Source organism: Aeromonas sp. S13(2024) (assembly GCF_041402405.1).
GTDB lineage: Bacteria > Pseudomonadota > Gammaproteobacteria > Enterobacterales > Aeromonadaceae > Aeromonas > Aeromonas veronii.
The window spans coordinates 1-12,571 of record NZ_JBGLRA010000009.1 but is presented as its reverse complement, the minus strand read 5'-3'; the positions used below and the strand labels follow the sequence as shown (position 1 = coordinate 12,571).

At 60.2% G+C, this 12,571-nt stretch carries 8 protein-coding genes, 1 tRNA gene and 2 rRNA genes; 1 reads left to right on the top strand and 10 read right to left on the bottom strand.

Going from position 1 to position 12,571, the window contains the following annotated elements; translation table 11 throughout:
• Positions 1-173 precede the first annotated feature (173 nt).
• Positions 174-2,324, top strand: a complete 2,151-nt coding sequence (gene ovoA / locus ACB042_RS12920) for a 5-histidylcysteine sulfoxide synthase (RefSeq protein WP_371178527.1) — start codon at positions 174-176, stop codon at positions 2,322-2,324.
• Between the two features lie 79 nt (positions 2,325-2,403).
• On the opposite strand, the gene ACB042_RS12915 is transcribed toward ovoA, so the two are convergent.
• From ACB042_RS12915 to rrf (ACB042_RS12870), 10 genes are all read right to left on the bottom strand, one after another.
• Positions 2,404-3,354, bottom strand: coding sequence for a bile acid:sodium symporter family protein (locus ACB042_RS12915; protein ID WP_064338996.1), 951 nt, complete (start codon positions 3,352-3,354; stop codon positions 2,404-2,406).
• A gap of 295 nt (positions 3,355-3,649) precedes the next feature.
• Positions 3,650-5,095, bottom strand: a complete 1,446-nt coding sequence (locus tag ACB042_RS12910; protein ID WP_371178526.1) for an amino acid permease — start codon at positions 5,093-5,095, stop codon at positions 3,650-3,652.
• A 166-nt stretch (positions 5,096-5,261) separates the two neighbouring features.
• The gene (locus ACB042_RS12905) at positions 5,262-5,600 is read right to left on the bottom strand and encodes a tRNA-binding protein (protein WP_026080427.1); all 339 of its coding nucleotides are present in this window, start codon (positions 5,598-5,600) and stop codon (positions 5,262-5,264) included.
• Between the two features lie 76 nt (positions 5,601-5,676).
• On the bottom strand, positions 5,677-7,122 hold the full coding sequence (locus ACB042_RS12900; protein ID WP_371178525.1) for an amino acid permease: 1,446 nt from the start codon (positions 7,120-7,122) through the stop codon (positions 5,677-5,679).
• Positions 7,123-7,225: 103 nt separating this feature from the next.
• Entirely contained in the window at positions 7,226-7,681 is a 456-nt protein-coding gene (locus ACB042_RS12895; RefSeq protein ID WP_371178524.1) for a beta-galactosidase subunit beta, read from the bottom strand.
• Positions 7,678-10,752 (bottom strand): beta-galactosidase subunit alpha, encoded by a 3,075-nt coding sequence (gene ebgA / locus ACB042_RS12890; protein ID WP_371178523.1) that lies wholly within the window; start codon positions 10,750-10,752, stop codon positions 7,678-7,680. The genes ACB042_RS12895 and ebgA overlap by 4 nt, the downstream gene beginning before the upstream one ends.
• A gap of 321 nt (positions 10,753-11,073) precedes the next feature.
• On the bottom strand, positions 11,074-12,039 hold the full coding sequence (gene ebgR, locus ACB042_RS12885; protein WP_204384711.1) for a transcriptional regulator EbgR: 966 nt from the start codon (positions 12,037-12,039) through the stop codon (positions 11,074-11,076).
• Between the two features lie 164 nt (positions 12,040-12,203).
• Positions 12,204-12,318 (bottom strand): 5S ribosomal RNA (gene rrf / locus ACB042_RS12880).
• Positions 12,319-12,345: 27 nt separating this feature from the next.
• A tRNA-Thr gene (locus ACB042_RS12875) sits at positions 12,346-12,421 on the bottom strand.
• 46 nt (positions 12,422-12,467) lie between these two features.
• Positions 12,468-12,571, bottom strand: a 5S ribosomal RNA gene (rrf, locus tag ACB042_RS12870); the annotation flags it as partial.

Below are 12,571 nucleotides of genomic sequence, written 5' to 3'. Positions count from 1 at the left end.
GGCTGATTGGCGGGTCGTCCTGCCGGTCACTATGCTGACAGCCCGTGGAAGTTTTTAATTGCCCTGCCGGTCTGTTGAGCCAATAGTGGTACTTCGTGCGTACCAAGCTCTCCATTGCGGTAATGTTATTACCACTGTCTTGTCAGTCTTCACTGCCAACAAGGAGTCAGAGCGTGACCCAAGCAAGCCCTCTCTATGCCACTGCCATCGGTCTGCCGGAGCCGACTCGCACCCCGCTGCTGACCGGCAGCGATCCCGAGCAGAAACGGCGCGAGCTGCTCACCTACTTTTGCCAGACCTTCGATCTCTACGATTCGCTGTTCGACTGTCTGGCCGATGAGCGGGCCTGGTTCAACAAGGCGATCCCCCTGCGCCATCCGCTCATCTTCTACTACGGCCACACCGCCGCCTTCTTTATCAACAAGCTGCTGGCGGCACGCCTGATCGATCAGCGGCTGGATGCCCGCATCGAGGCCATGGTCGCCATCGGGGTGGACGAGATGAGCTGGGATGATCTGGACGAAACCCACTACGACTGGCCCAAAGTCAGCGAGCTGCGCAGCTATCGGGCCAAAGTCCGTACGCTGGTGTGCGATTTTATTCGCCAGATGCCCCTCACCCTGCCCATCGGCTGGCAGAGCCCGGCCTGGGTGATCCTGATGGGGATAGAGCACGAGCGCATCCACCTCGAGACCTCCAGCGTGCTGATCCGCCAGTTGCCGCTCGCCTGGGTGCGGCCGCAGCCTTATTGGCCCGCCTGCACTGAAGCCCGCCACCGCATTGATCAGGTACCCGCCAACAGTCTGCTGCCGGTGGCCGGCGGCAAGGTGCGCCTTGGCAAGCAGGACGCCACCTACGGCTGGGACAACGAATATGGCGAGCGCCATATCGAGCTGGCCCCGTTTCAGGCCAGCCGCATGCTGGTGAGCAACGCAGAATTTTTCGATTTCGTCCAGGCGGGCGGCTACGGCCAGCAACAGTGGTGGGATGAGGAAGGCTGGGGTTGGTGTCAGTATGCCAAGGCGCAGATGCCCACCTTCTGGGTGGGTGATTCCACCAAGCCCGAACAACTGCAGCTGCGGCTGATGACCGAGCAGGTCGCCATGCCCTGGGACTGGCCGGTCGAGGTAAACCAGCTGGAAGCGGCTGCCTTCTGTCGCTGGAAGGCGGCCCGGACCGGACTCCCCATCCAGCTGCCGAGCGAGGCGGAATGGATGCTGCTACGCGAGCAGCTACCCGGCGATCAGCCGGACTGGACACAGGCCCCCGGCAATATCAATCTGGCCCGCTTCGCCTCCTCCTGCCCGGTGGATGCCTGCCCGCAAGGGGAGTTCTTCGATCTGGTGGGCAATGTCTGGCAGTGGACCAGCACCGCCATCGATGGCTTCGACGGCTTTAAAATCCACCCGCTCTACGACGACTTCTCCACCCCCACCTTTGATGGCAAGCACACCCTGATCAAGGGGGGCAGCTGGATCAGCACGGGCAACGAAGCGCTCAAATCATCCCGTTACGCCTTTCGGCGTCACTTCTTCCAGCATGCGGGTTTCCGCTATCTGGTCTCCCGTTATCAGGAACCCGTTATCGTGAATCCCTATGAAACCGACACGCTCGTAGCTCAGTATCTCGACTTCCAGTACGGCCCGAGCCACTTCGGGGTAGCCAACTACGCCAAAACGCTTGCTGATCTTGCTGGCGAGCTGTGCAACAACCACCAGCGGGCGCTGGATATCGGCTGCGCCACCGGTCGCGCCAGCTTCGAACTGGCCCGCCACTTCCAGCATGTGGACGGGGTGGACTACTCGGCCCGCTTCATCGATGTGGCGTTGGCCCTCGCCAGCCAGGACAGCTTCCGCTACGCCATTCCGCTGGAGGGTGAACTGGTGGAGTATTGCGAGGCACGCCTGTCGAGCCACGGATTGGGGGCAAGTCAGGCTGAGCGCATCCACTTCAGTCAGGGGGATGCCTGCAACCTCAAGCCCAAATATGACCACTACGATCTGGTGCTCGCCTCCAACCTCATCGACCGACTGCGGGAGCCCGCCCGCTTCCTGCGTGACATAGCTCCCCGGCTGCGCAGCGGTGGCCTGCTGGTGCTCACCAGCCCTTATACCTGGCTGGCGGAATATACCCCGCCCGCCAACTGGCTCGGCGGCATTCGTGAAAACGGCGAGGCGCTCACCACCTATCAGGCGCTGCAACGGCTACTGGCGGCGGAGTTCGAGGAGCACAGCCCGCCCCGGGATGTGCCCTTCGTCATCCGCGAGACAGCCCGCAAATACCAGCACACGGTGGCGCAGCTGACCGTCTGGCGCAAACGCTAACCCGCCGGTCGGCATGCAGATGAAAAGAGGGAGGCCAATGGGCCTCCCTCTTGTTATGGCAGTCAAAACGGCGCGAGTATCACTCTCCCTGCTCGTGATAGCGGCGCGCCAGTACGGCGCACACCATCAGCTGGATCTGGTGGAAGATCATCAGCGGCAAGACCATGACACCGACGCTGGCGGCGGGGAACATGACGTTGGCCATCGGCACCCCGTTGGCAAGACTCTTCTTGGAGCCGCAGAAAACGATGGTGATCTCGTCCGCCTTGTCGAAACCGAGGCGACGGCTGATCCAGACGTTCCAGCAGAGCACCAGCGCCAGCAAGACGCAGCTCAGCAGCACGATACTGGCCAGATCGTACCAGCCGACCTGATGCCAAATCCCCTGCACCACCGCCTCGCTGAAGGCGACGTAGACCACCAGCAGAATGGAGCTCTGATCTAGCTTGCCGATGAGCGGCCGATGGCTGTCGACCCAGCGGCCAATGAGCGGGCGCGACAGGTGGCCCACCACGAACGGCAGCATCAGCTGCATCATGATGGACTGGATGGAGTGCCAGGTGTCGATCCCCTCCCCTTGCACGTGGATCATCATCCCCACCAGCACCGGCGAGAGGAAGATGCCGAGGATGCTGGAGGCCGAGGCGCTGCACACCGCCGCCGACACATTGCCCCCTGCCATCGAGGTAAAGGCGATAGCCGACTGCACGGTGGCAGGCAAAGCGCAGAGATAGAGGAAGCCGAGGTAGATGGCCGGGCTCAGCCAGCTGGGCACCAGCGGGGTGAGCAGCAGCCCGAGCAGCGGAAATAGCACGAAGGTGCTGAGCATCACCACCAGATGAAGCCGCCAGTGACCGAGGCCCGCCAGCAGGTTCTGGCGCGACAGCTTGGCGCCATGCATGAAGAACAGGAGCGCCACCGCCAGCTTGGTCAGCAGACCGAACCAGACGGCCACCTGCCCCTCGCAGGGAAAGAGGGAGGCCAGGGTGACCACCGCAATCAGCACAACAGTAAAGGGATCCAGACGCACGAAAGGTCTCCATCAGAAGGGCATCCTGCTGCCGTTGCAGCAGTCAGGATTGGGGAGGACAAGAAACAGAGCGGGAGATGTCTGGCACCTCCCGCTAAAGCGAGCCTCCAGCTTACCCCGATAACGGAGAGGCGCAAAGTTGAGCGGCGAATAATTGTTCATCAATGCTTAACGCCTTCGCCATATCGAGTAGCGAAAGTTGACGATAAAGCGGCCCTGACAGCTCCCAAACGGCTAAAAATGGATAAAAAAACGGGCGACCAAGGCCGCCCGTTCCGCTTTTTCACTCAGCCGATCAGCGCTGGCTGGCCAGCTTGCCGTTGCCGCCTTTCTTCTCATTGCCGGCAAGCTTGCGGGCCTGCCGCTTCTCGAAGCGGGAGATCCACCAGTAGGCCAGCGCCGAGAAGACTGCGGTCATAAAGACGTTGATGAAGAAGGCACGCACCAGATCCACCCCGGCCGGGAAGGCGGAGGCACTCATGCTCACCACGAAGATGGCGATCAGCACCGACACCACGCCCATCCCGAACTTGCGCGACCCCATGCGGAAGTCGCGCGGGGTGTCGTCATGTTTCCAGCGGAACACGAAGTAGGCCACCATGATGAAGATCGGCGGCAACATGGCGGTGCCGGCGGTAAGGTTGATGGCGGTGTTCATCATCTGCTGCACCGACTCGGAGCCGAAGCCGTTGACCACCAGCATCGCGAACACGAAGACAAACTGCCACCAGGCGGCGCGCACCGGCACGCCGTGCTTGTTGAGCTGGGTGGTCTTCTCGCCGTAAACCCCCTGCGGGATCTCGGAGAAGTGGATCTTCACCGGCGCCGAGGTCCACATCATCATGGAGCCGAACATGGCGATAAACAGCACCACGCCGACGAAGCGGCCCACCAGCGCCTCGGAGAGCCCGAAATACTGCGCCATGCCAGTGAAGATCTCCACCATGCCGCCGGCGTAGGTGAGGCTCTCGCGCGGCACGAACACGTTCACCAGCAGGGAACCGACCGCATACATGGCGCCGATGACGATACCCGCACTGATGATCACCTTGATGAAGGACTTCTGGCCCCCCTTCACGTCATTGAGGTACGCCGCCGCTGTCTCGGCACCGCCCGCCGCCTGGAAGATCCAGCACATGATGCCGAGGGTCCCCCAGTTGACGGTGGGAGTCATCGCCTCCAGGGTGATGGGCTGGGCCGGCACATGATCGCCACTCAAAGCCATCAGGGCGCCCAGCACATAGATGGCGAACAGGGCAAACACACCGTAGGCCACGATCTCGGCAATTTTGCCGAGCCAGCTCGCCCCCTTGGTGGAGATGTGGGTCGCCGCCGCAAACAGCACGATGGAGATGATCGAGGTGACCATGGGGGAGAAGCTGTACTCATAGCCCAGCATGGCGTAGGAGGCGTAGGCAATGACGTTGGGCAGCAGGGAGACGAACCAGAACAGGTTCACGAACCAGTAGAGAAACGAGCCCAGATAGGCCATCCGGGTGCCGAGCGGTTTTTTCAGCCAGTCGTACATCCCCGACTCGGAGTTTTTATTGGCCGAGACGAACTCGGCGATGATGAAAACAAACGGGATGAAGTAGACGATGGTCGCCAGCAGGAAGATGGGGGCGGAGCTGAGCCCCAGCTCGATGTTGTTGTTGACGATGTTGCGCACGTTGAACACGGCGGCAAAGGTCATCGACAACAGGGCAAACTTGCCTATGGTGCCGCGTACGGATTCAGACATGGTGTCCTCCAGTGGACTCGCGCTCCCTGCGGGTAACGCTGTGACTCTGTGATGTGTTCGACAAGGGTCTGTCGGCCCCGCGCTTTACTCTCTTGTTATGATCGGTCCGCGTGGACGGCCTCGTTGCTGAACCGGTGCCGTATCCCGCACCGGCTCGCAATACCAGTCAGACGATCGGGGTGCCCGGCGCCATCGGCACCCGCGGCTGCAACAGCACGCTCTGGCTCTCGTCCGGGGTCTCGGCGCAGAGCAACATGCACTCGGAGCGCTCGCCGCGCATCCTGGTGGGCTTGAGGTTGGTCAGTACCACCACCTCGCTACCCATCAGCTCCTCTTCGCTGTAATAGGGCACCAGACTGGTGACGGTCTGCAGCGGCCGCTCGCCACCCACGTCGATCTGGACGATGTAGAGTTTGTCGGCCCCGGGGTGACGCACCACCTCCAGCACCTTGCCCACCTTCATCTCGACCCGTTTGAATTCGGCAAACTCGATCGTCTCGCTCATGCTCTTTTCCTTTTCTGGTTCAACGGTTTGCGGGTGGCCAACGGCCACCCGGTTTGATTGGGATTCAATGCCGTGCTTATGGCGTCTGCATGGCAACCTGCGCCGCCGGCTGGGCCTCTTTCGCGCGCGCGTCGGCGCTGAGGGAGGCCTCGTATCTGTTGTATTTCCACCAGGCGAAGCCGAGGAAGATCACGATCCCGCCGACGTTGTAGAAGATGATGGTCATGATGTCGGCGCCGGTCGGGAAGGTGGAGGCGAGGAAGCCCACCGAGAAGATGGCGATCAGCACCGAGACCACGGCGATGCCGGTGGTGCGCGAACCCATCCTGAAATCCCGCGGCAGGTGGTCGAGCTTCAGACGCAGATTGAGGTAGGCCAGCATGATGAACAGCGGCGGCAGCATGGAAGCGGCAGCGGTCATGTTGATGACGGTGTTCATCAGATCCTGCGCTGTGTTGGAGCCCAGGGTCGGGATCACCATCAGCGGCAGCACGATGAGGTACTGGATCCAGGCTGCGCGGGCGGGCACGCCGTTCTCGTTGAGCTCGACCGTCTTCTTGCCGAAGATGCCGGCCGGGATCTCGGAGAAGAAGATCTTCACCGGGGTCGCCGTCCACATCAGCAGGGAGCCGAACATGGCGGTGAAGGAGACCAGCCCGACGAAGCGGTTCATCAGGATCTCCGGCAGGCCGAAGTAAGCCGCCAGCCCTTCAAACACCTGCACCGAGCCACCGGTATATTTCAGGGTGCCGCTCGGTACGAACACGTTGATCAACAGCGATGCGATGGAGTAGAGCACCCCGATAAAGATCCCGGCGATGATGATCACCTTCACGAATGACTTGGAGCCACCCTTCACGTCATTGACGTAGACCGCCACCGACTCGGCGCCACCGGCTGCCATAAAGATCCAGGTGGTGATACCGAGGAAGGCCCAGCTGAAATCGGGGACCATGGCCTCTACCGTGATGGGGTCAGCCGGCTGCACGCCGCCCACCAGTGCCGCACCCGCCAGCAGAATGTAGGAGAGGGTCAGCAGCAGCATCAGGGACGAGGTCACCGAGGTGATGGGGCCGAGCATCTTGGCGCCGTTGGTGGAGACGTAGGTGGCAAAGGCAAACAGCACCATGCTCAATGCCGTGGTCGCCACCGGAGTGAGAATGTACTCGTAGCCGAGGAAGGCATAGGAGGCGTAGGCGATGACCCGCGGCAGCAAGGAGGTGAAGAAGAAGAGGTTCACGAACCAGTAGGTGTAGGCGGAGATAAAGGCCCAGCGACCGCCGAGGGAGCTCTTCACCCAGGCATAGACGCCCGCTTCGGAGTTCTTATTCAGTGACACAAATTCCGCAATGATCAGGCAAAACGGAATGAAGTAAAAAATGGTGGCCAGAAAGAACATCGGTGCCGAGGCCAGACCGATCTCGATGTTGTTGTTGATGACGTTGTTGAAGCTGAATACCGCCGCGAAGGTGAGCGACAGCAGACCAAACTTGCCTATTGTATTGCGTTTGGAATCAGACATGGGGCATCTCCAGACCTGTAGTTATCTCAGCGAAAGAACGGGGCATTAGTTGTAGGGTGAGCCCCGCCCTTCCGGCTTTTGTCAGTGCGGAACCGGCGGCTTGTTATTTGTTTTTGAAGTAGCCGCCTTCGACGGTGACCTTGATGATCACCTTGCGCACCGGGCTGTCGCCTGCGAACCGGTAAGCCTCGTCGTTCTCGAAGATCACCACCTGACCGTTGCCGACCTGCTGGCGCTCACGCACCTCACCGGCCAGCCACTCGCGGTCGGTGGTGTCGTCATAAGCCAGCTCTACCGCCAGCTCCGATTTGGGGGCCCACTCCACCGTCTCTGCTCCTTCCAGGTAGTAGTGAACGTCGAAGTAGCGGCGCTGCCCCTCGAACAGTGAGGTGGCCGGGCTGGCCCCCTCCTGCAAACGGTAGGTGAGGGAGTCACCGATGGAGTGGCAGATGCCGGGCTTGAGGTTCGGCAGGTTGTCGATGGCCTCCACGCAGCGGCCCCACTTCTTGCCCTCCCGGTAGATGTTTTTGAACAGGGTCAGGTTGTCCAGGGTGATCATGCGAGGTTCCTCCCGCCGTTGATGGTGAGATCGAGCCCGGCCAGCGCAGCCGGATTGAGGTTGCCACGGGCGATGGGCAGCAGGGTCAGACCGAAGCTGAACGGCTCGAAGCGCACCCGCCAGGAGTCCAGCACCTCGGAGCCCCAGGAGTTGGAGCCGAGCCCCAGCACCTTGTGATCCAGATTAAGGGTGAGATAACCGCTCGGTTCCAGCTCGTTGATGTGCTGCGCCGCGTGGATATGCTCCCAGCTGTAGGGCCAGACGCTCAGGTTGATGGGGGCATCGGGCCGCACGTAGAGGCCGGCGCCGTGACGGTTGGTCAGGGTCGCCCAGCGCACCTGCTGGCGGTTGCCGTTGTCCTGCGGGAAGGGGTAGTGCTCCCACATCTCGCTGACTGTGCTCTGGAAGCTGTCGATCCAGTTGCTCTGGCGGCTGTCCTGGTAGTTTTCGCCCGGCCCCATGCCGTAGTAGTGCACCCGGTCGAGATCCTGACGAATGCCCAGCTCGAAGCCGATCTTGGGAATGATGTCGTCATAACCGCCGTAGGACTGACCGGAGAGGGCCACATGCAGCTGGCCATTCGGGCTCAGGGTGTAGACGTAGCGGCAGCGCATACCGAAATCGAACACCGGCGGCGCGATCAGACTCTCGACCGTCACCTCGACCGCCTCGCCCAGCTGACGCCAACTTAAAGTGCGGAAGTGCTCCTGCATGATCTGCAGGTGGTTCGGGTGCCACAGGCTCTCGTACTCCTGCTTGTGGTTGTCGATCATCGGCTTGAAGAAGGTGAGGCGCGGTGCGCGCTCAATCAGCTCGATACCATCCTGCTGCCAGCTCACCAGCTTGCCGTCGAGGTGCGAGAAGCGCAGGGCGAAGCCGCTGCCGCTCAAGGTCAGCGCGAGGCGCTCATCAGCGATATCCAACTGAGTAGCGTTGGGATTAGTAAAGGGCTGCAGCTGGCGAGTCGACTCTTTCAGCCGGAACTGGTACTGGCCCAGCTCGTGCTCCGCCGCGCTATAGCGGGTCGCACTGGCCTTGATAACCCGCAGCTGAACGAAGGTTTCCCGCCCATCGAGGGATGGCAGTTCGAGTTGCAGATCTGTGGTGGCACCGGGGGCCACCCCTTCCAGCCGGATTTGCTGGCTGGCCAGCAGTTCGCCCTCGGCCTTCACTTCGACCAACAGGCGGATATCGTCGAGAGTGGAGAACCAGTAGCGGTTTTCCACCGCCAGCTTGCCGCTCGCCAAATCCACTGCCCGCACCTTGACCGGGCAGATCACCTGCTTGTATTCGCGCAGGCCAGGCCCCGGGGTCTGATCCGGATAGATGAGGCCATCCATGCAGAAGTTGTAGTTGTTGGGGTAGTCGCCGTAGTCGCCACCGTACTTGTAAACGGGGCGGCCCTGCTCGTCCTGATCCAGAATGCCGTGATCGCACCACTCCCAAATGTAGTGACCCTGAATGTGGGGATGGCGGTCGAACACCTGCTGGTACTCGCTAAGACCCCCCGGGCCGTTGCCCATGGCGTGGGCGTATTCGCAGAGGATGCGCGGCTTGCCCATCGGGAACTCGCCGAAGCAGTTCATCTGGGAGACGCGCGAGTACATGGTGCTCACCACGTCCACCACCTCGGCATCGCGATCCTCTTCGTAGTGCACCAGCCGGGTCGGGTCGATCGCCTTGCAGCGCTGGTACATGGCTTTGATGTTGCAGCCGTAGCCGGATTCGTTGCCGAGCGACCAGATGATGATGGAGGGGTGGTTCTTCTGGGCGTGCACATGGCGCTCGATGCGATCCACGAACACCGGCTCCCAGAAGGGGTCATCGGTGATGCGGCTGAGATCGCCGACGTTGGCAAAACCGTGGGTCTCCACGTCGGTCTCCGCCATCACGAACAGACCGTACTGGTCGCACAGCTCATAGAAGCGAGGGTCGTTCGGGTAGTGGGCCGTGCGCACCGAGTTGAGGTTGTGCTGCTTCATCAGCACGATATCGCGTTCAACACGATCCATGCCGACCGCGCGGCTCTTGAGGTGGTCGTTGTCGTGGCGGTTCACCCCGTGCAGCTTGAGGTAGTGACCATTGACGTAGAAGAGGCCATCCTTGACCTTGATTTCACGCACCCCGACCCGCTGTGGGATCACCTCCAGCAGCTCGCCCTGACCGTTGTAGAGGGAGAGTTGCAGCTGATAGAGGTAAGGATCTTCGGCGCTCCACAGATGGGGGTTGGCCAGATCCAGCGTGAAGCGGCAGTCACACTTGCCATCGATGGCGAGATGGTCGAGTGTGCCACTGGCGATCTCGCTGCCCTGATCCAGCAGCGACCAAACCAGACGGTGATCACGGGCGGCCGCCCCCAGGTTCTCGAGCTGGATATCGCAGCTCAGGGTAGCGCTCTGATTGTCATCGGCCAGCGCGGTGCGGATGAAGAAGTCCTGCACATGGGCGGCCGGTTTGCCCACCAGATAGACGTCGCGGAAAATCCCCGCCATCCACCACATGTCCTGATCTTCGATGTAAGTGGAGTCAGCCCACTGCATCACCCGTACTGACAGCAGGTTCTCGCCAACCTTGGCGTAGGCGCTGATATCGAACTCGGCGGTGAGGCGACTGCCCTTGCTGAAGCCGACGTAGTGGCCGTTCACATAGACCTCGAAGTAGGTCTCCACCCCGTCAAACTTGATGATCACCTGCTCGCCGTCCCAGGCCGGGCTCAGCGTGAAGCTGCGCTGATAGGCGCCGGTGGGGTTGTTGGTCGGCACGAAGGGCACATCGATGGGGAAGGGAAAACCTTCGTCGGTGTACTGCAGCTGGCCATGTCCTTCCATCTGCCACATGTTGGGCACAGTGATCTGGCCCCACTCGCTCATGGGGCTGTGATAGAAGGCCTCCGGCACCTGCAGGGGGTGGTCGAAGTAGTGGAACTGCCACTGGCCGCCAAGGCTCAGAAAACGGCGGCTCAGCTCGCGCTGCATGGTGGCCGCCAGCGCGTGGTCGGCATAAGAGAAGAAGTAGGCACGCGGGGTCAGCCTGTTTTCACCAACGAATTGGACGTTTTCCCAGTTATTCACATGTCCTCCCGGAACAAGGCAACGTTAACTGGGTAAACTCTAGATAAACATTTACTAAATATCAGCTTTGGATTGGTAAAGTTTTAACCTGATCACAATGAACAGATGGTTTTGTGAGCGAGATCAGAAGCGGGAGATAAAGGAAGGCAAGATATGGATGAGTGGCATGGATGTTGATAAGAGTTGGCTGATTAGCAATAAAATCAAATATAAAACAATATGATATGAAGTTACTGGATGGTATGGGAAATAGGTTTGCTTGGGAGAGGTATCGCACCACCGCAAGATGGCGCGACTAAAACGCAGAATATTTTACTAAAATCAGCGAGTGGTGCCACGCAGGGTCAACTTGCTCGGTACCAGCACCCGAAGGGGAATATCCCGCTCGTCTCGCAGCCGCTCAACCAGCAAATTGACCCCCTGGGAGCCCATCAACTCGGAATGGATCCGCACCGTGGAGAGTGGCGGGAAGGTGAACTTGGCGGTCGGGATATCGTTGACGCTGATAAGCTCGATCTGCTGGGGAATCGCCAGTCCCTTCTCATGAATGGCACGCAACACACCAATCGCGATGGAGTCGGAGGCGACAAACAGCGCCTTGGGCCAATCCCCTGCCAGCATCTCCTTCGCCAACTGGTAGCCAGAGGCGCTGGAGAAATCGCCGCGATAGAGATCGCTCTCCTGCACCACCCCCAACCGCTGGCCATAATCCCGGAAGGCCAATTCACGCAGATCCGGATTCTCATCCTGGCCACCGATATAACCGATACGCTGGTGCCCCTGCGCGATGAAGTAATCGACGACCTGCTGGCTGATCAGGGCGAGATCCACATCGACCGAGTCGAACTCTCCCTGTGAACGGCAGTCGACAAACACCAGCTGGCTGGAACAAGTCCTGAGCTGGGCCAGACGTTCGGCTGTGAGGGTGCCGACCACCAGAATACCATCCACGGCGCTCAGCTCGCGCCCTTCACCACAGTTGTAGAGATGAGTCAGCTCGATATTGAGGCGGGCACTCTGGGTCTCGATACCATAACGGATGGCGAGATAGTAAGGGTCGTTGACCTCGGTACTCTGGGGATAGGCATAGACCACCAGAAAGTGCAGCTTGCTCTTGTGTACCCCCTTGCGGGCGCTGCTGGTCTTGTACTCCAGCCGTTCGGCAATCTCGAAGATCCGCTGCTTGGTCTCTTCCTTGACGCTCAGGCTGGGATCCTCGTTCAGTACCCGGGATACCGTGGCGAGAGAAACCCCCGCCTCCTGTGCAATTTCCTTCAACGTAGCCATCAATACCTCGCTGGCAGCATCACGTGTTAATCGGCAACGGCTAAAGAGTAACGGGCAATCCCTTGATAGCCCAGCACTTTTACTAAAATGCCGGCAGCAGGGCAGTTTTTGAATTGCAGAAATGCAAAAAGGCCTCCCGAATGGGAGGCCTCTTCTAAATAGGTGCCTGACAGTGTCCTACTCTCGCATGGCGAATGCCACACTACCATCGGCGCTACCGCGTTTCACTTCTGAGTTCGGCATGGGATCAGGTGGTTCCACGGCGCTATTGCCGTCAGGCAAAAGCTTTTAAAACTAACTTGAAAATGGTGCTGATACCCAGAATCGAACTGGGGACCTCATCCTTACCAAGGATGCGCTCTACCGACTGAGCCATATCAGCACACTAACCGGTAAAGACCACGCTGGGCGTAATCTTGAAATTGGGTGCCTGGCAGTGTCCTACTCTCGCATGGCGAATGCCACACTACCATCGGCGCTACCGCGTTTCACTTCTGAGTTCGGCATGGGATCAGGTGGTTCCACGGCGCTA

Coding starts and splice junctions, on each gene's coding strand:
- ACB042_RS12910 (WP_371178526.1), bottom strand. CDS start 5,095: ATGTCTGAATCCGTACGCGGCACCATAGGCAAGTTTGCCCTGTTGTCG.
- ACB042_RS12905 (WP_026080427.1), bottom strand. CDS start 5,600: ATGAGCGAGACGATCGAGTTTGCCGAATTCAAACGGGTCGAGATGAAG.
- ACB042_RS12900 (WP_371178525.1), bottom strand. CDS start 7,122: ATGTCTGATTCCAAACGCAATACAATAGGCAAGTTTGGTCTGCTGTCG.
- ACB042_RS12895 (WP_371178524.1), bottom strand. CDS start 7,681: ATGATCACCCTGGACAACCTGACCCTGTTCAAAAACATCTACCGGGAG.
- ebgR (WP_204384711.1), bottom strand. CDS start 12,039: ATGGCTACGTTGAAGGAAATTGCACAGGAGGCGGGGGTTTCTCTCGCC.